Here is a 17,270-nt window from a genome sequence, read left to right on the forward strand (position 1 = left end):
CCGCCCGGGCGCTCACCCCCACGGAAGGCGCACCTCGACCCTGAACCCGCCCTCCGGCAGCGGCGCCCCGGACGCCGTCCCACCGAGCGCCTCGGCGCGCTCGTGAATGCCGATCAGGCCGTACCCGCTCGCCCCGGCCCACCCGCGCTCCGCGCCCCCGCCGCCGTCGTCGGTGACCTGGATGTGCAGCCCGTCCGCCGCGTAACGCAGCACCACCTCCGCGGTGGCGTCCTTCTCCGCGTGCTTGAGCGTGTTCGTCAACGCCTCCTGCACGATCCGGTACGCCGCCGGCCCCACCTCGGGGGGCACCTGGCGAGGAGCGCCCTCGACGCGTAATCGCACATCCAGGGGCAGCCACTCGGTCATCTCCCCGATCGCCTCGATGCCCAGTTGCGGCATCGCCGGGCCCTCCCGCAGCACGCCGAGCAGCATCCGCAACTCGGCCAGCGCGGTACGGCCCACGTGCCCGATCGCCTCGACGGCCGCGCCCGCCGCGGCCTTGTCGTCGTTCAGCAGCGCGACGCCCGCGCTCGACGACTGGATCACCATGGCGCTCACGTTGTGCGCCACGATGTCGTGCAGCTCGCGGGCGATGCGCATGCGCTGCTCGGCCAGCGCGGCCTGGGCCTTGCTCTCCTCGGCGCGGGCCGCGGCGCGCGCCACCGCCTCGGCCTCCGAACGCCGCAGCCTGCCCAGCCCCCACGCCGCCGCGCACGTCACGAACGACACCACGTACAGGTCGTCAGGAGGCGCGGCGGCCACAGGCCCCGCCGTCACCGTCACGAGCGCCGGCAGCAGCGTGCCCACCAGGAAGACGGCAGGCCGGCCCGAGGACGTCCACCGGCCCGCGGTGTAGAGCGCGAGCATGAGTGCGGTCGGGGTGCTCAGCTCCGACCACGAGGCGTTCCACTCCGCCCAGATGTCCCACCGGCCGCCGGCGAACCACAGCGCCCACACCACGGCCAGCACCTGCACCGGGAACCTGCGCCGCAGGGCGAGGCTCGCGTAGGCCAGCAGATCGCCCCAGAACGTCACCGGCAGGCGGCCGGGGCTGGCGATGGTGTGCTCACTGTAGGGCACCTCCACCAGCAGGAACGTGCAGGCCGCCGCGGCCAGCAGCGCGTCGGCGAGCTGAGGATGCTCGCTCCACCAGTCCAGGGCTCGCCGGATCATGGTCGAACGCTACGGCCGGGACGTCCCGCCGCGCCAGCCGATGATCGCCTCAGGTGTGCGCCGAGCCTTCCCGGCCGGGGACGATGAGGCCGGCCTCGTACGCCAGCGCCACGATCTGCGCGCGGCTGGAGAGGTTGAGCTTCGTCATCGTACGGTTGAGGTGGGTCTTGACGGTGGCCTCGCTGACCTGCAGCCGGGTGGCGATCTCGGCGTTCGACAGCGCCCGCCCGACCAGTTTCAGCACCTCGACCTCGCGGGCGGTGAGCGGGTGCAGCGCGGGGGAGCGCAGCGCGGCAGGCGGGTCCGCCCGGGTGGTGTAGGCCTCGATCAGGCGCCGGGTGACGCTGGGCGCGAAGAGCATGTCACCCGAGGCGACGGTGTGAACGGCGGCGATGAGCCGCTCCGGCGGGGTGTCCTTGAGCAGGAATCCCGAGGCGCCGATGCGCAGGGCGTCGTAGACGTACTTGTCCAGGTCGAAGGTGGTCAGGATGAGTACGCGTGGCCGATGGTCGCCGTTCGCGGACAGGATGTGCTCGGTCGCGGTCACGCCGTTCATGCCCGGCATCCTGATGTCCATGAGGATGATGTCGGGCCGCGCGGAGGCTGCCTGGTCGATGGCCTCCTCACCGGTCGCCGCCTCTCCGACGACGTCGATGCCGGGAGCCGCGCGCAGCAGCGCCGCCAGACCTGCGCGGACGAGAACCTGGTCGTCGACGACGAGTACCTTGATCATGTTTTCGGCTTACCGTGTGTCCGAGGGGGGCGGTCGTCCGGATGGGCGGACGACAGGGGCAGGGTGACCACGACCTCGAACCCGCCTGACGGCTGCGGCCCGGCCGTGACCGTTCCCTTGTAGAGCTTGACGCGTTCGCGCATGACGATCAAGCCATGGCCGTCCTCCTGCGGGGCGGCGTCCGCCCCGCGCCCGTCATCGGTGACGCGCAGCTCCAGCTCGGAGCCGTAATGGAGGAAGACCCGAGCCGTGGCCGGGCCCGCGTGCCGGAGCGCGTTGGTGAGGCATTCCTGCACGACGCGGTACGCGCACAGGTCGATCCCGGGCGGCAGCGGGCGCACCGAGCCGGTGACCGACACCTCGACCGGCAGGCCCGCCGAACGCAGCCGTTCCACCAACTGGTCGAGCCGCTGCAAGCCGGGCGCGGGGTCGTAGCCGTCCGCGTCGTCGTCCATGTCGATGCGCAGGATGGCCAGCAGGCGTCGCATCTCTCCCATGGCCTCGCTGCCGGTGTCGGCGATGGTGGCGAGCGCGCCGCGCGCGGTGGCCGGATCGGAGCCGAGGACGTACCGGGCGAGGCCGGCCTGGATCACGATCACCGACATGTGGTGGGCGACCACGTCGTGCAGCTCGCGGGCGATGCGCATCCGCTCCTCGGTCACGGCGCGCCGCGCCCTGTCCTCCTGCTGGTGACGCAGCCGCTCGCTGAGGTGGGTGAGCCGCCTGTTGCGCTCGACCAGCATCCTGCGGCTGTTGCCGAACGTCCACGCGACGGCGATCATGACGCTCGTCTGCGCGAGGTTCGGCCAGAGGAACTCCGCCGGGCCGAGCAACGCCGTGTGCCACAGAGAGACGACCGGGGGCAGGACGCACGGGACGGACACGGCGGGCGATCGCCGGCCGGCCACCGTGTAGAGCGCCAGCAGCGGCGCCACCCCGTTGATCCGGGCATCGTAACCGGCGGCGTGGAAGACGATCGAGGCGGCACAGGAGACCATCAGCACGCTGACCGGGGCACGCCGCCGCCAGGCCAGCGCCAGATTGACCACCAGGGTCAACACCACGCCGGCCGTCTCCAGCGGGCGCCGCGCATAGCCCGGATCGGCCGGGCCGTTGCCCAGGACCAGGCCGAACGTCAAGGTGACGCCGGAGACGAGGATGCTGAACAGCAGATCGGTGAGGAAGGGGTTCATCACGGCGAGCCGTCTGAGAGACGACAGCACCTTTGCGCGCATCAGCGCATGGTAGCCGCGACCGGCCGCGTCGCTCATCACTCGTTCGGATGAGCGCTGCTACAACCTGTGCGGTATGCGCGCGGCACCGTACCGCAGCGGGTTGACCCCTCGGGCGTGGCCGCCGGTTGGCTTTGTGTGCGATGCCGGTTTCCGGTGGCGGGACGGGGACTGATCGCGTGATTGTCGGTCGTCCCGTTCGCAAGAAAGGAATGCCGTGGGGTTATCCCGTCCGGCCGGAACGCCGAACATACCACTGACTCGAATTGCCGGCCGGGCTCGGGAGTCGCTAATAGGTCGATCGGTGGTTACGGCGACGGGGGCGCCAGAACCTCGGTGACCTTGGCGATGGCTTCCGCGCCGGGTTTGACGTAGCGCACGGCGGTGCGAGGGTTCTCGTGCCGGGTCTTGCCCATGATGGTCTGCGGCGGGACCACGGCCTCGCCCAGGTTCCAGCAGTTCTTACGGTCGATGCCGGCCGGCAGCCCACGCACGTACGCACCCGCCGCGCGACGGGGTTCGACGCGGCCGAACCGGCCGGTGATCCGGGCCATCAGCTCGTTGAAGATGACCATCCAGCCATCGCGTCCACCAGCGCCGCGATCGCCGCGCGCAGGTCAACGCGGTTGACGAACAGATGCCTCGTGGCGCGCAGCGCAGCCCAGCCGCGACCTCGGTGTGCAACGCCCCGCAGATTCTCCGGAACGTTCAGCTTGCCCCGGTCGGGGATGTGCCAGCACGGCTCTCCGCGGTGCGTCTTCACCTTCGCAGCGCCGGACTCGTGCGCAGGCCCATCGGCAACGGGGATCACACGTGACTCTGCCGGGGGTCCGCGCTTCCCGTACTTGTACGGGGGGACGAAATATCAACATCGGTGATGGCATATACCGCCATTGAGTATCTGCGGTTTAATGGCCTGGAGATTTCACCTAGCACATCGCTCGAATTGTACCGCTAGCCTCGATTGTCGGATTTGTGCCATGTGCAACAAATGTGGCAATCCGTACCGGGGAAGGTGGCCAATGTCAGAAGGCGCCGACGTGCCGGCACCGGTCGATCCCTCGAAGGCTTCGGAAGGATCCTCCCCTTTCCATCGCCGATCAAGCTACGGCCTGCTGGTGCTGGGCGCTCTCGTGTTGATCCTGGGAGGATGCGACCTCTTCTCCGCCGAAGGGTTCGGATCGAAGTCGGCCGGTGCGGCCTTCCTGATTGTCGGGGCCATTGCCGTAGCGGGATCTTTACGGGTCATCCTGCGCGGCAGGCCCGCCATGCGTAGCCATCTGGCCGCCGCTGTCGCGGTCTTTCTGGCGTACCTGTCGCTCGTGTGTCAGACCGCGGTGGGCTTCACTCGGCACCCACGCCTGGCCGTCGTCCTCGGGTTCTCGGTTCTGGCCGCTCTGTTCGCCATGTGGGTCACCTGGGTGGACGGCTCGTGGTTGTGGAAAAACCGGCGCAGCGCCTGGATCAAGTGGCCTAGCCATGAGCTGGGTGCCGCGGCTATCGGGGCGATCGTCACCATCGTGGTGAGCATCATCGCGCTGTCGCAGTTCTGGTACTCGGTGCGATACCTGCCGGCGCAGACTCATCCCGCCCTCAGCGTCAAGAGCGAGGTGAAAGTCGCCGGAGTGCGAAGAGATCACCTGACGGCCATCGCGACCATCAAGGTGGTCAATACAGGAAGTCCCGCGGTGCGAATCCTGGCTTCCATGTACAAAATCGTAGGCGTGAGGATCATCGAGCACGTATATCCGAGAGATGACGCTGTGATCGACATGTGGCGGATGGAGAGAGCCACATCGCGAAACTATGGACCACCCGCCCGCTACAACCAGGCCTTCGAGGAGACTGCTCCAGAGCTGATCCAGGCCGGCCAGGTGGTCGCTGACTTCGTGAACCTGGAAAAGGGCGAGAGCGTGGAGACCGAACTGGCGATCCATGTGCCGAAGGACAAGTACGACGTGATCAGGGTCACCACGGACGTGCATTATTTCCGAGCCGACAGCATCGATGCCGACGAGGACGAGGGTGATTCTCGCGGCCCTCTGGCGGAGTGCACGATGAAGGCCGGCGAGGGAGACGCCAAGGTTCCGCTCACATGGAAGTATCGGATGTCGCGATGGCCGATCACCTATGACAACCTGATGAACAGGCTCACTGAAGACGATCGGGAAGCGGTCGCGGTCTGGATCATGGACGGCGCCTCCCCCTTGCCGCCCAATCCCTGGGAGCCGGATTTTCCGGCGATGAAGACCTCGATCCAGCGGGTGGGCAAATCCTGCGAGCATCCTTTCCGCGAGGGCTCGGACGGCCTGGAGGACGCGTCGATGCTGGGACGTTCGGAGTCCATGGCCGAATCGGTCGCCGCCGTACAGAAGTGAGCCCGCCACGCACGCACAACCGGAAACGTGTCCTGTCAGCAGCACGTGCAGCGAGGTGAGGGGAAGGTATCGGACGACGCTGGAAGACCAGTTCACGCTTGTCCTCCTCGATGCCGCGGCCGTCGTCGAGTACCTCCAGTCTCGCGACGCCCGGCGAGAGAGATGCACACCGTGCGGCCCCGCTCAGGTGACCGTGGTGACGGTGTGCCGCTGAGCGTTGTCCAGCAGGCCGGCGAGCAGCCGGGCGAACCTGTGCCCTGTCACCGCTCACCAGCACCCCGGGCTCCAGCGAGCAGGCGAACTTTTTGCGCGCGTCGTTGCGGCTTCCGATCTGGGCGCTCACCCGCCCTGCCACGTCAATCAGTTCACGCTCCACGGGCTGGTCCCCTCCCACCGGGCCATGGTCAACAGGTCGCCCACGATCGCCTCGACCCGGTCCACGCTGGGCAGCATCCGCACGGGTCGCCGCGATGGGGGTGCGTAGCTCTTGCGGCGCGTCGGAGGCGAAGCGGAAGGGTAACCCACCGGTGGGGACAGGCCTCGCTGATCGAGTCAAGCTCCGCCCGGATGGCGGTCATCGGCCTGAGCGCGGTGGCAACGATCCGATGGCCAAGAACCGTGATTGCCACAGCCATCAAGGTCGCGGTGCCGGGCACGGTCGCGGCCAGCCGGCCAAGGGGCGGCATACGGCGGAACCGACGGCACCCACGGCAGTTCGCGCGTTACCGCTGGAGCCGCGTGCCCGGGGCCGATCCCCGTAGGGTCGACAGGGCCGCACCAGGGGCTTCCAAGAACGGCCAGAACTATGATCACGGAACGGAAGGGGTAGATGGGTGGTCGAATACAACGGTGAAGATCGTTGGACGGCATGAACCCGCGACCGGACAAATCTTCGAAAGGCTAACTCGCAAGGCCCTCCGACCAGCCCGATCAGCCAGCGCCAATGTTGAGCACAAGGGAGTCCCAGTGCACTTCTATCGAGGCTCCGACCTGTCGATCAAGTTCCGCACGGAAGCCCCGGAACTCCCGGAGCTCGCCGATCTCGGCATGTGGCTGACCTTCGACATGGGATTCTCGTTCGACTGCTGTCTCATTGCGCTCTGCGCCGTCGACGACGTGCTGTCGGGTCGCAGCGAGACGGCGGGCTACGGCGGCAACCTCTACGACGTGGACATATCGCATCTCGCCGCCGTCTTCACGCACGTTGACGGCTCCCCGCCCACCTCGTGCCCGATGTCCACGGTCAAAAGTGCGGTCGAGGGGTACTGGCGGTTCCTGCTCACGCTCCCCGAGAACCCCCAAGTGATCCGGTCGTACCGCCCCGAACTGCCAAGTCACTTGGCGGCGCTGCTCTGGTGGGAGGAGCATCGTGAACGCCCGCATCCATACCGGGGAAGGATCGAGGGGATTCCCGCCCAAGGTCCTAAATGACGCTGTCCGGGCCTTTTGCTGCCAGGGCGTCCCGGGGCGTCGCCTGTCAGTGAAGGTCCACGTACGCGCTCCCAGGTTGCGGCGCCAGTGCAAGATCGTTGCTGGGGTGACGTGGAAGACTTCCGCCCACCGATGGCGGGGGATCAGTCACGCCATTCGCCGCAAGCCAGAGCCGGTCGGCATGATCCCACCGTGGCCGGCCACCGAGCTGACGGCGGAGTACCTGGTTCTCGTGCCGGAGCGCCAGCAGCTCAGCGTCTTTATGCGGATCAGCGCGGACCAGCACTGTCAGTTGGCCGAACAAGGCCCTCACCAACCGGTAGACCAGCGATGAGAACACCTTGCGATGGTCGCAGCCGCCGCCCTGATCCCGCAGCGAAACCCCAGCTCACAGTACGAACCGTGCTTCCGAGCGGGACACCGTCGCGCGCTGCAGGAGCACCGGCCCGGCAATAGGTACACCGCCGTCGGCGCCGAACTCGAGGTCTGGCCTGGACGGGCGTGAAGAAACCCCGCTCGAAGCGGTGGCCGGCATGGGGCGAACAAAGCCACGCTGAGCTCACTGAGCTCACTGAGCTCGGTGTGGCCGATGCGCATCCGCGAACTTTCTTCCCAGGGGAGTCGCGATACGTGATCGTTCTGTCGGGTGTTCACCTGACCGAATGGCCCTTCGGCTCACGTAGAGTCGCATGGGAACTGCCACCCAGAGTGCGACCGATCACGCGAAGCAGGAGTTCGACGAACTCAAGGCGTTCGCCGCGAAACTGTCTGAAGAGTCGGACAGCGACAGCTTCACGACAACAGGTCCAAAAGCTACGACCACCACTCGTCTTTCCGGCGCCTCGCCGGCGTCGGGGACCGGGCGTTCGTCGCCGGCGGCCAAGTCCACGTCTTGAGGGAAGACCACCTCCTCGAGCTTGATTACTGGGGCGAGAACATCGGCGTCGGCCGCCCCGACGCTTCCGGCTTCCGTTAGCCGAGCCTCGACGAAGCCACCCTCCGTAAGTCCCCCATCCGGCTTGCCCCGATCTTCGTGTCCGGCATGTCCACTCGCGATTGAGGTGTCGAGAGCCTCCTCGTCCTAGCTGACGGGCGGGGTGGGATGGTTGCGCGCCGCACCCGACGGCTGGCAGGTCCACGACCGTGACGGGCGCCTCGCCACCACGGTTCCAAGCCGACGGCGTGCTGAAACGAGCACAACGCCCGGCCGCTGCACCGATACGTCTGGCACTGCACCGCCCTGACCGCGCGCCACGACCGACCCTCACCGACGCCGCCTGGGCGCGGATCGCCGCCCGCCTCATCTACGCCGCCGGTATCGCCCCGATGGTGATCCTCGGCTGTGCCGAACGTCGGACCGCGCAGCACGGCCCCGGGCTCAGCTGCGCAGCATCGAGGACATCCAGCATCTCTCGACTGCGGCGGCCCAGGGAGTAACCGAGTGAGCGTCAAGCAGCAGCAGGTCGTCACCGATGAGCAGTGGCAGCGGCGGATCCTGCACAGCGGGGCTCAGCCGTGTTTTTCCAGTCGAGTCCAGTTTCGAGCCCTGTAGGCCTTCGCTTCGCTCAGATGCGCTCATTCGTGCTGCATACTGCCGATATACCGCTTCTCGCGAAGATTCCGCGTGCCAGTGGCTCCTCTTCGAAAAGATTGGCACATGATCGATGCGGAGATTTCAAAGAGCGTCCAAGTCGAGGTGGCTGTGGGCGTAGGGAGCTACGAGCAGCTCGTCCAGGCTCTGGAGGAGCAGTGGGAGACCGCTGAGGGCATCGCCGAATTGTTGGACGTCGAGTTCGCCCGGCACCTCGTCGCGCAGGAGGAATGGCCTGAGGTCACCGACTGCGACAGGCTGACTGCTGCCTTCCGCGACCTGGACGTGGCGGGCATCACCGCGCGGGAGCACTTCTCCTGCTGCCAGCGCTGCGGCGTTGCCGAGATCACTGAGCAGGGGGTGGATCGAGGGTACGTCTTCTATCACTTCCAGGACGTCAGAAGCGCGGCGGCGGCGGGTGGAGGGGTATGTCTGTCGTACACCCCCGAGCAGGAGATCGGTGAGGAAGTCGCCGCCACGCTGCGCCGTCACGGTCTTGAGGTCGACTGGGACGGCAGCACAGACGCGCGCATCGAAGTGCGGATGACGTGGCAACGGCGGCGCCACGGACGGCTAGCGGCCCATCCGAGCAGGGCTGACAGGCCGGCTGCTGAGCTAAGGGCCATCTACGACGATGGCCCGATGGAGCCGATGACGCTGCAAGGCTGCTTGGATGAGCTGATGCGTATGCGTCCCATAGACGGAAACTTCATGGTGTTTCAGGCGCCATCGGGTGTGTCGTTCCAGGTCATGTGGAGGAAGGGGCCGACGCTTTGGGGAGAGTGGCCGGATCCGTCGGTCAAAGGTTCGCGGGGACGGAACCTCAGCCTCCCGGAGGCGCGCGAGATGATCATGATTCTGGCTCGTGAAGGGCGCAGCGCCGCGGACGATCTCGGCGGCACCGAGTTCACACCCTGGTGACACATCGTTTCTGATCGCCTTGTCGGAGGCCCGCCGTGAGATCGCGGAGGGCCTCCGCGATACTTCCGTTCCGGCCTGGCCCGTGTGGGAGATCTCTCGCATGACCTCATGACGGGTGCATGAGCGGTCGATGACGCGGTGGCGGGAGGGCGGGACGTCGGCGTTGCTGTCGAAGAGGCCGGTCTCGGCGGAGAAGTTGTCGGCCCGGCCATGGGCCCGGCTGGAGATCGTGGCCACCCGCCAGCAGGTGGGCGCACCGTTGGTGTGGTGCTGGGACACCTTGAACGTGCACCTGGCCGGACAGTGGGCCGACTTCGCCGCCGAGCACGCCGACTGGCTGCGCATCGTCCGACTCCCCGCTTACGCGCCCGAACTGAACCCCGCCGAGGGCGTGTGGTCGCTGCTCCGCCGCTCCCTGGCCAACTTCGCCGTCACCGACCTGCCCGGCCTCACGCGGATCATCAAACGCAAGCTGGTTCCGGGCGCTCAAGGTGTCCGGGTCCGGCCGGTTGACGAGGTAGCGGAAGAAGATCCAGTACCGGCCCCACTTGCTCACCGGCTGCCTGACCCAGACACGCCTCAACCTCGATACCCCGACACAACATCGGGCATGCTCAGCGGGCGACGGCGCCGGCGGAGAGGAGCGTCGCGGCGGCGAGGCTGCCCCAGAGGGCAGCCGGGCCGTGGGCTGCGAGAGCGGTGATGACCGCTGGGGAGGCGGCGAGGCCGAAGCCCGTGGAGAGCTGGAAGCGGGCGAGGGCGCGTCCCAGGACATGCGCCGGGGCGAGGGCGGTGACGAGCGCGGTGGCGCTGCCTGCGTAGATGATCTCGCCGAGGGTGCAGACGACGGACACCGCGGCGACGGCCGGGGCACCCCAGCCGTGTCCCAGGGAGGTGGCCGCGAGGAAGCCGAGGTAGGACGCGGTGAGCACCACGCCGGCGACTGCCAGCACGGACCGGCGCGGGAAGCGGGACATCAGGACGGTGACCGGAACCTGCAGGGTGACCACCAGCACCGTGTTGCCGACAAAGACGGCCGCCGACCACACCGGGGAGGCGTGCAGCTGCGTCACCAGGACCAGAGGGAGCGCGATCTCGGGGACGTTGAGGCAGAAGACGTAGATCACGTTGGCGGCCAGCAGCGCGCGCATCCGGGGAGCGGGCTCGTCGTCCCCGTCCTCGGCGGCGGTCGGGGCAGGGGCCGGATGCGCGCGCACGTGGACCGACCACGCCAAGGCCGCCGCGGCGAGATAGGCGAGCCCGGTGACGGCCGCGAGCACCTGCAAGGCGGTGCTGCCGCCCGCCAGGCACGCGGTGGCGAGGAGTGCACCGGCGCCCAGGCCGGCGTTGCGCAGGGTGCGGCCTCCCGCGAGGGCGGCGTCGCGTTCCCGGCCGTGGGCGAGCGTGGCCACGAGGGCGGCGTGGGCGGCCGGCCATGCCTGGTTGCCTATGCCGAGGAAGAGCGACGCTGTCGCGAACAGCCAGACGTTCCCCGCCGGGGTGGCCAGCAGCAGCGCCACGCCCAGCACCCGCACCAGCATCGACGCCGCCACCACCGTGCTGCGTGCGCCCCGGTCCAGCCATCGGCCCACCGCGGGCATGCACAGGAGACCCGCGGCGACACCGGCCGTCATGGCGGTGCCGGTGACCGGCGCGGACAGCTTGAGCACCGTCATCCCGTAGAGCAGCAGAAAGGGCCGCAGCAGGCCGGTGCCGAGCGCGTCCACGGCCAGGGCGACGGCGTAGCGAGGGCCTCCGGAGGCACGGAGGAGGGCGCGGAAACGGATTCTGGTGGTGGTTGCCATGGCGCCAACGGTCGTGTCGGGCGCCGGATGCGGCACGCCGGTTGACGGACATCGTCAACCGGCGCCGTCGCCGGCCGTCCGACCAGCGATGATGGGGGGATGGCGCTGCGCATCGACATCACCGGGCTCCCGGCCGAGCGGCTGCGGTTCGCCGCCTCCCCTCTGGCCGAGCTGACCGCGATGTTGCACGTCCTGGCCGAACCCGGACATCACCCGCGGCTGGCCGGCTGGGCCGGGGACGTCTGGGCCGGGCTGCCGCCGGAGCCGGCCGAGCGGTTGCGGGAGGCGGAGTTCCTCTGGCGTTCCTCACGAGCCGATTTCCTGGTCCCCGCCCGGCCTCGGCAGACTCTCGCCGAGGAGCTGGACGATGTGGACCGGATCGACGACGAGGCCTATGTGACCGCCGCGCTCATCACCACGTGCGGCAGCAACCGTATCCACTTCGCCGGGCCGTCGCCGCTCGCCGACGCAACCGCCCGCGAGCGGGCCCTGGACCTGGCCCAGGCCCGCGGCGCGCGCCAGGAGGCCTTCGCGGAGCGGCTGCTCGCGGACCCGGCCGCAGTGCGGGCGCGGGTGCGCCACACCCTCGAACAGTGCGCCGAGGCGTTCTTCGACGCCGCGTGGACAGGCGTCGCCGTGCGACTGGCCACCGATCTGCGCCTGAAGAACGACCTGCTGAAGCGCCAGGGCATCGGGGCGGCACTCGCGTCGGTCTCCGGCGCGGTCACCCTGGCACCGGACGGCGACCGCATCGTCGTGGACAAGCTGCAGGACAGGGCGGTCGCCGCCCACGGCACCGGGGTCACCTTCATCCCCAGCGTCTTCGGCCGCCCGCACCTGGTGGTGGTCCACGCGCCCGGGTGGCAGCCGGTGGTGCAGTACCCCGTGGCCGAGCCGAGCCCGTCGGAGCCGGTGTCGCTGGAAACGGTCACCCTCCGGCTGGAGGCACTCGCCCATCCGGTACGACTGCGCCTGCTGCGCACCCTGGCCCGCGGCCCGCACACCACCGGCGAGCTGGCCCACGCCTGGGAACTCTCGCCCCCGGAGGTCTCCCGCCACCTCGCCGTCCTGCGCCGCGCGGGCCTGCTCACGACCCGGCGGCGTGGGCGCTACGTCCACTACACCCTCAATCTGCCCGAGATGACGACGCTGGGCACAGACCTGCTGGCGGCCGTCCTGCGCTGAGCAGAACCCGTCGTCGTCGGTTCCAGCCGGCCGCGTGCACCGGTGTCGCGCCACAGATGGAAGCGGTTGCAGCTGCCGTTGTCGGTTGAAACCTGACATGACGGCGCGTAATAAGTCCTGTGACAAGCGTTACATTTTCTGGCGCGTAAAGCCGAGTGAGGCACATACTCCAGATCATGCAAAATGATCTTAAGATGGATCGGCGGAGGTTGCTGCGCGCGGGGCTTGTCGTGGGAGGCGGCCTGGTCGCCACGACGGTGTCCACCGGCACTGCCGTACCCGCCCAGGCCTCCGACGGGGCCGGGCCCGAGGAACGTCCCGCCACCCCGGACCAGGCGTGGGCGAGGCTGCGCGAGGGCAACCGCCGCTGGGTGGCCGGCTCTCCCACGCATCCGCACCAGGACGCGGCGCGACGTGCGGAGGTCGCGCAGAAGCAGGACCCGTTCGCGGTTGTGTTCTCCTGCATCGACTCGCGGGTGCCCCCCGAGTTCGTTTTCGACGCCGGTTTGGGTGACCTGTTCGTGTTGCGGACCGCTGGTCAGACCATCGACCCGCTCATCACGGGCTCGGCGGAGTACGGCCCGGCCGAGCTGGGTACCCCGCTCTTCGTCGTGCTCGGCCACCAGCGCTGTGGAGCCGTCACGGCCGCCGCGGAGTCGCTGCACGACCACAAGAAGCTGCCGGGCAAGCTCAGCACGATCGCCTCCTCGCTGCGTTCGGCCTACAAGCGCTCAGGCGGCGACATCGACAAAATGATCCGGATCAATACCATCGACGTGGTGAAGCAGCTCAAGAAGGACGAGCTGTTCGCGCCGCGCATCGCCAAGGGGCAGCTCAAAGTGATCGGCGCCTACTACTCGATCGACAGCGGCGAGGTCACCCGCCTGGTCTGACGGCGATGACCGGGACAAGCGCTTCCGCTCAGGGGCTGACCGACCGGCGGGACAGAGTACCGGGCTGCCACGGACCTGCGCGATATCGCTGAGCACTGGCCGGCGACGCCTCAGACACTCCCTCAGCCCCGTGGTTGAGGGAGCGGGCGGGACCGGGGCGTCCCGGGCAGGCTGGGCGTCCGCCGCAGCACAGAGCTCCTCGGTGCGGCGCAGGTAGGCGCGGAAGGCGGCCGGGTCGAACGTGCCGTCGGGGATCTGCTGGGGGAGGGAGACGGCGAAGCGGTCGGTCGTGGTTGCTGTCATGCACCACCGCATGACCCGGCCATGGCAGCATGTCCAGTTTCGCGCGCCCGTCCAAGGTGCACCGCTCGGCGATGCCGGGCCGATACGGCCTCTACGATCGCGGAGCCTTTCATGCCGGACCCTCCCTGATCTGGCGTGGCCGCGAACGGTGAAGCGCGGGACAGCGGGCGCGCGACAGCCGTAGGATTCCGGTCTGGCCCGGAATGGCGGGTGACTGCGACGGAGTGAGGACGACGCCATGCACATGCGGGTCAAGGTGCTGGGGCCGTGGGAGCTGACCGCCGGAGATGCGGCTCTGCCGCTGACCGGCAGCCGGCGCGTGAGCCTCCTGGCCAGGCTGGCGCTCTGGACCTGCCACGCGATCACGTCGACGCGACCGAGTCCACCTCGCTCCTGGCCCGGATCGTGGGCCCTGATCGGGTTCACGGTGAAGCCGAGGCGGCGGAGCGGATCGTGGCGCTCTGCGGGGGCCTGCCCCTGGCCTTGCGCGTCGCGGCGGCCCGCCTGGTGGCGCGTCCCGACTGGACGCTGTCCCATCTCGCGGAGCGGCTCAACGACGCCACCCGCCGGTTGGACCTGCTGGAGCACGCGGATCTGGCGGTACGGGCCAGCCTCTCCGTCAGCATCCGCCACCTGCGGGAGGATCCCAGCGGACAGGACGCCGCCCGCCTGTTCGCCCTGCTCGGCCTCCTCGACCTGCCCACCCACACCGTGGCCGCCACCGCCGCGCTGACCGGCTGGCATGAGCATCGCGTGGAAGAGGCGCTCGACAGCCTGCTGCTCGATCCCGCGGCTGCCCTGGCACTGTCCGGCTACGAGGCCGACCGTCCCGGGATCGCGCTCGGCACCGCCGAGGAGGCCAGCGACTGGACGGAGCAGGAGCGCGACAATCTCGTGGCCGCCTGCCAGCAGGCCATGGCCGTCCAGGACGATCCCCGGACCGCGTTCGGTCTGGTCGCCACCGTCTACTGGCCCCTGGTCAGCAAGGGCCTCAACCACGAGGTGATCGAGCTTCAGACGCGCGCCCTCGAAATCGCCGTCGCGTGCGGTGACCACGCCGCCGAGGCGATGGGGAACCACCTCCTCGGGTGGAGGTACCAGGCGCTGGGACGGTTGCCGGATGCGACGTGGCACCTGGAGCAGGCGCTCGTCTGCTGGGAGCGCGCGAACCTGCCAGAACGGATGATGTCCACCTACAACGGCCTCGGCATCGCCTACGCCCAGATGGGACGCTTCGACGACGCGCTCGACGCCATGGAGAAGGGCCGCACCCTGGCCGTAACCAGTGGGAGACGGGAATTCCAGGCCGCCTTCCTGGGCAACACGGCCATGATCTACGTGAAGCTGGGCCGGCTCACCGAGGCCATCTCGACGGCGCAGGCAGGCGTGGCCCTGTGGGCCGGGCTCGGGCACCCGTTTCGCGAGGGAACCGCCTACGACACGCTGGCGAACGCCTTTCGCCGGGCAGAACGGTTCGACGACGCCGAGTCCGCTTACCGCAAGGCCATCGAGCTCCAGCGCCAGGGCCGCTACCCCTTCGGGGAGGCCGCCTCCGAATGGGGGCTCGGGCAGACGTACCACGATCAGGGGCGCAGGGTGGAGGCGTGGGCATGCTGGCGGCGGGCGCTCGCCATCCTCCGGGACATCGATTTGCTGACCCAGGAAGAGGTGGAACGGCTTCTGTCGCAGGACGTGCCGGAGACCCCTGCGCCGATCAGGAACTCGTTGTGACGGCGCCGGCGCCGTGCCATCCATCCTCGCCGCCGGCGACCTTGCGGAGATGCGAGATGGTGAACTGAACGCCGGTCTCAGCCACCGGCGAGGTGCGAGCAGGGAGGGGAGGGCGTCAGGACGTGAGCGCCGACGACGTCGCCGTGTCCGCCCGCGCGGTGCGTTCTCTCCCGCTGGCTTTCGCCGCCGGCGCCGCGGTGGGCGTGCTGGGCGGCATGATCGGCCTGGGCGGCGCGGAGTTCCGGTTGCCGCTGCTGATCAGCCTGTTCGGGTTCGCCGCTCTGGCGGCGGTCATCGTCAACAAGGCGATGAGCGTGATCGTCGTGCTGGCCGCGCTGCCAGCCCGGCTGTCCGCCGTCCCGCTCGCCGAGCTCGGCGCGCACTGGACGATCGTGGTCAACCTGCTGGCAGGGAGCCTGATCGGCGCCTGGGCGGGCGCCTCATGGACGGTGCGGATGCGTGCCGCCACCCTCCACAAGGTGCTGGCGGTCCTGCTGGTGGGCATGGCGGCGGCGCTGGTGCTCACCCACGCCGCCACCCTCGGCGCCCTGGCCCTGCCCGGTCCCGCCCGGGCGGTCGCCGGGGTCGCGGCCGGGGCCGGCATCGGCGTGGTGGCCGCCATCATGGGCGTGGCCGGCGGCGAACTGCTGATCCCCGCGATCGTGCTGCTGTACGCCGCCGGCATCAGGACCGCCGGCAGCCTGTCCCTGCTGGTGTCCCTGCCCACGATGCTGGTCGCCTTCGCCCGCTACAGTCGCGACGGCAGCTTCGCCGTGCTGAACGCCAACCGGCGCTTCGTCGCGGCCATGGTCGCGGGCTCGATCGCCGGCGCGCTGGCGGGCGGCCTGATGCTCGGCGTCGTCCCCGACGCGATCCTCATCCCCGCCCTGGCGGTCGTCCTGCTCATCTCGGCGATCAAGATGTCGCGTCACGCCTGAGGCCCGCGGTCCGGCCACCGTGCTGCCATGACCGTCACCGCGAGGGCCAGGAGCAGGGACGGGCCGTTCCGTCAGCGAGGGGACGACGGTCCGAACGGGCGGTCGCCGCGCAGGGTGATGCGGTGCATGACGCGGTGGGCGGTGCCGTAGTCGCGGTTGGCGTAGTGGGAGGTGCTGCGGTTGTCCCACATGGCGACGTCGCCGAGGCTCCAGCGGTGGCGGACGACGTGCTCCGGCTTGGTGAGGTGGGCGTAGAGCAGGTCGAGGATGTGGCGGCTCTCGGCCTCCGAGACGCCGACGATGTGCGAGGTGAAGCCGGGGTTGACGAACAGGCCCTTGCGCCCGGTCTCCGGGTGGACGCGTACGACAGGGTGCTCCACCGGGTCCAGCCGGGTGACGACCTCGCCGTCCCAGACGCTGCCCTTGCCGCCGCGCCGCTGGGCCAGGTAGTAGCCGAACTCGCGGTTGCCGTCGTGCACCGCGGTGAGCTGATCGGCCAGCTCCCTGACCGGCGCCGCCAGGGAGTCGTAGGCGAGCTGGCTGTCGGCCCAGCTCGTGTCGCCGCCCGTGGGGGGCAGGACCACAGCGCGCAGGATCGAGCCGAGCGGCGGGCGGGGCATGAAGGTGACGTCGGTGTGCCAGACGTCGGCGAAGCCGTTGTCGGCGCTGTCGAGCGCGTAGATCTCCGGATGCGCCTCGTCCACGCCGCCGACGACGGGATGGGAGGCGGTCAGCTCGCCGAGGCGGCGGCCCAGGGCGACCTGTCCGTCCTCGTCGAGGGTCTGCCCGGAGAAGAAGAGCACCTTCCGCTCGACGAGGGCTGCGCGTACCGCGGCCAGTTCCTCGTCGCCCGCGGTCGCCAGGTCGAGGCCTTCGACCTGGGCGCCGAAGTGCGGTCCGAGCGGGCGCAGGGTGAGCTTGGCGGCCAGAGGTGTGGACATGTGCGGCTCCTGTTC

At 69.3% G+C, this 17,270-nt stretch carries 15 protein-coding genes; 8 read left to right on the plus strand and 7 right to left on the minus strand.

The features are described 5' to 3' along the window. Positions 1-12: 12 nt before the first annotated feature. The 4 genes from ACBJ32_RS39230 to ACBJ32_RS39245 all read right to left on the minus strand — a co-directional run bounded on the left by ACBJ32_RS39230 (position 13) and on the right by ACBJ32_RS39245 (position 3,713). Positions 13-1,173 (minus strand): sensor histidine kinase, encoded by a 1,161-nt coding sequence (locus ACBJ32_RS39230; protein WP_375131059.1) that lies wholly within the window; start codon positions 1,171-1,173, stop codon positions 13-15. A 49-nt stretch (positions 1,174-1,222) separates the two neighbouring features. Continuing rightward, complete coding sequence (locus ACBJ32_RS39235) at positions 1,223-1,906, minus strand: response regulator (RefSeq protein WP_375131060.1); 684 nt, start codon at positions 1,904-1,906, stop codon at positions 1,223-1,225. Beyond that, positions 1,903-3,141 carry a sensor histidine kinase gene (locus ACBJ32_RS39240; protein ID WP_375131061.1) on the minus strand — a complete coding sequence of 413 codons (1,239 nt, stop codon included), beginning with the start codon at positions 3,139-3,141 and terminating at the stop codon, positions 1,903-1,905. The genes ACBJ32_RS39235 and ACBJ32_RS39240 overlap by 4 nt, the downstream gene beginning before the upstream one ends. A 305-nt stretch (positions 3,142-3,446) precedes the next feature. Continuing rightward, positions 3,447-3,713, minus strand: coding sequence for a hypothetical protein (locus ACBJ32_RS39245; RefSeq protein ID WP_375131062.1), 267 nt, complete (start codon positions 3,711-3,713; stop codon positions 3,447-3,449). Positions 3,714-4,160: 447 nt separating this feature from the next. Here ACBJ32_RS39245 and ACBJ32_RS39250 point away from each other — a divergent pair, with 447 nt between their 5' ends. After that, positions 4,161-5,516: a hypothetical protein gene (locus tag ACBJ32_RS39250; RefSeq protein WP_375131063.1), complete on the plus strand. Its 1,356-nt coding sequence runs from the start codon at positions 4,161-4,163 to the stop codon at positions 5,514-5,516. A 966-nt stretch (positions 5,517-6,482) separates the two neighbouring features. Further along, positions 6,483-6,947, plus strand: coding sequence for a hypothetical protein (locus ACBJ32_RS39255; RefSeq protein WP_375131064.1), 465 nt, complete (start codon positions 6,483-6,485; stop codon positions 6,945-6,947). A 718-nt stretch (positions 6,948-7,665) separates the two neighbouring features. On the opposite strand, the gene ACBJ32_RS39260 is transcribed toward ACBJ32_RS39255, so the two are convergent. Next, positions 7,666-7,836, minus strand: a complete 171-nt coding sequence (locus tag ACBJ32_RS39260; RefSeq protein WP_375131065.1) for a hypothetical protein — start codon at positions 7,834-7,836, stop codon at positions 7,666-7,668. A gap of 768 nt (positions 7,837-8,604) precedes the next feature. On the opposite strand from ACBJ32_RS39260, the gene ACBJ32_RS39265 reads away from it, so the two are divergent. Together ACBJ32_RS39265 and ACBJ32_RS39270 are read left to right on the plus strand one after the other, a co-directional pair. Beyond that, a complete protein-coding gene (locus tag ACBJ32_RS39265) occupies positions 8,605-9,459 on the plus strand; it encodes a hypothetical protein (RefSeq protein ID WP_375131067.1) in 855 nt (284 codons plus the stop codon). A 130-nt stretch (positions 9,460-9,589) separates the two neighbouring features. Further along, positions 9,590-10,162: a transposase gene (locus ACBJ32_RS39270; RefSeq protein ID WP_375131068.1), complete on the plus strand. Its 573-nt coding sequence runs from the start codon at positions 9,590-9,592 to the stop codon at positions 10,160-10,162. Here ACBJ32_RS39270 and ACBJ32_RS39275 read toward each other — a convergent pair. Then, a complete protein-coding gene (locus tag ACBJ32_RS39275; protein WP_375131069.1) occupies positions 10,074-11,264 on the minus strand; it encodes an MFS transporter in 1,191 nt (396 codons plus the stop codon). The genes ACBJ32_RS39270 and ACBJ32_RS39275 overlap by 89 nt on opposite strands. A 99-nt stretch (positions 11,265-11,363) precedes the next feature. On the opposite strand from ACBJ32_RS39275, the gene ACBJ32_RS39280 reads away from it, so the two are divergent. From ACBJ32_RS39280 to ACBJ32_RS39295, 4 genes are all read left to right on the plus strand, one after another. Beyond that, on the plus strand, positions 11,364-12,449 hold the full coding sequence (locus ACBJ32_RS39280; protein WP_375131070.1) for a DUF5937 family protein: 1,086 nt from the start codon (positions 11,364-11,366) through the stop codon (positions 12,447-12,449). Between the two features lie 176 nt (positions 12,450-12,625). Further along, positions 12,626-13,342: a carbonic anhydrase gene (locus tag ACBJ32_RS39285; protein WP_375131071.1), complete on the plus strand. Its 717-nt coding sequence runs from the start codon at positions 12,626-12,628 to the stop codon at positions 13,340-13,342. 756 nt (positions 13,343-14,098) lie between these two features. Then, on the plus strand, positions 14,099-15,376 hold the full coding sequence (locus ACBJ32_RS39290) for a tetratricopeptide repeat protein (protein ID WP_375131072.1): 1,278 nt from the start codon (positions 14,099-14,101) through the stop codon (positions 15,374-15,376). Positions 15,377-15,498: 122 nt separating this feature from the next. Then, the gene (locus ACBJ32_RS39295) at positions 15,499-16,314 is read left to right on the plus strand and encodes a sulfite exporter TauE/SafE family protein (protein ID WP_375131073.1); all 816 of its coding nucleotides are present in this window, start codon (positions 15,499-15,501) and stop codon (positions 16,312-16,314) included. 71 nt (positions 16,315-16,385) lie between these two features. On the opposite strand, the gene ACBJ32_RS39300 is transcribed toward ACBJ32_RS39295, so the two are convergent. After that, positions 16,386-17,255 (minus strand): TauD/TfdA dioxygenase family protein, encoded by an 870-nt coding sequence (locus ACBJ32_RS39300; RefSeq protein ID WP_375131074.1) that lies wholly within the window; start codon positions 17,253-17,255, stop codon positions 16,386-16,388. Between the last annotated feature and the right edge of the window lie 15 nt (positions 17,256-17,270).

The sequence above is a fragment of the Nonomuraea sp. GTA35 genome (assembly GCF_041950525.1).
Taxonomy (GTDB): Bacteria; Actinomycetota; Actinomycetes; order Streptosporangiales; family Streptosporangiaceae; genus Nonomuraea.

Coding starts and splice junctions, on each gene's coding strand:
- ACBJ32_RS39250 (WP_375131063.1), top strand. CDS start 4,161: ATGTCAGAAGGCGCCGACGTGCCGGCACCGGTCGATCCCTCGAAGGCT.
- ACBJ32_RS39285 (WP_375131071.1), top strand. CDS start 12,626: ATGCAAAATGATCTTAAGATGGATCGGCGGAGGTTGCTGCGCGCGGGG.
- ACBJ32_RS39230 (WP_375131059.1), bottom strand. CDS start 1,173: ATGATCCGGCGAGCCCTGGACTGGTGGAGCGAGCATCCTCAGCTCGCC.
- ACBJ32_RS39245 (WP_375131062.1), bottom strand. CDS start 3,713: ATGGTCATCTTCAACGAGCTGATGGCCCGGATCACCGGCCGGTTCGGC.
- ACBJ32_RS39270 (WP_375131068.1), top strand. CDS start 9,590: ATGACGCGGTGGCGGGAGGGCGGGACGTCGGCGTTGCTGTCGAAGAGG.
- ACBJ32_RS39265 (WP_375131067.1), top strand. CDS start 8,605: ATGATCGATGCGGAGATTTCAAAGAGCGTCCAAGTCGAGGTGGCTGTG.
- ACBJ32_RS39275 (WP_375131069.1), bottom strand. CDS start 11,264: ATGGCAACCACCACCAGAATCCGTTTCCGCGCCCTCCTCCGTGCCTCC.
- ACBJ32_RS39280 (WP_375131070.1), top strand. CDS start 11,364: ATGGCGCTGCGCATCGACATCACCGGGCTCCCGGCCGAGCGGCTGCGG.
- ACBJ32_RS39300 (WP_375131074.1), bottom strand. CDS start 17,255: ATGTCCACACCTCTGGCCGCCAAGCTCACCCTGCGCCCGCTCGGACCG.
- ACBJ32_RS39240 (WP_375131061.1), bottom strand. CDS start 3,141: ATGCGCGCAAAGGTGCTGTCGTCTCTCAGACGGCTCGCCGTGATGAAC.
- ACBJ32_RS39235 (WP_375131060.1), bottom strand. CDS start 1,906: ATGATCAAGGTACTCGTCGTCGACGACCAGGTTCTCGTCCGCGCAGGT.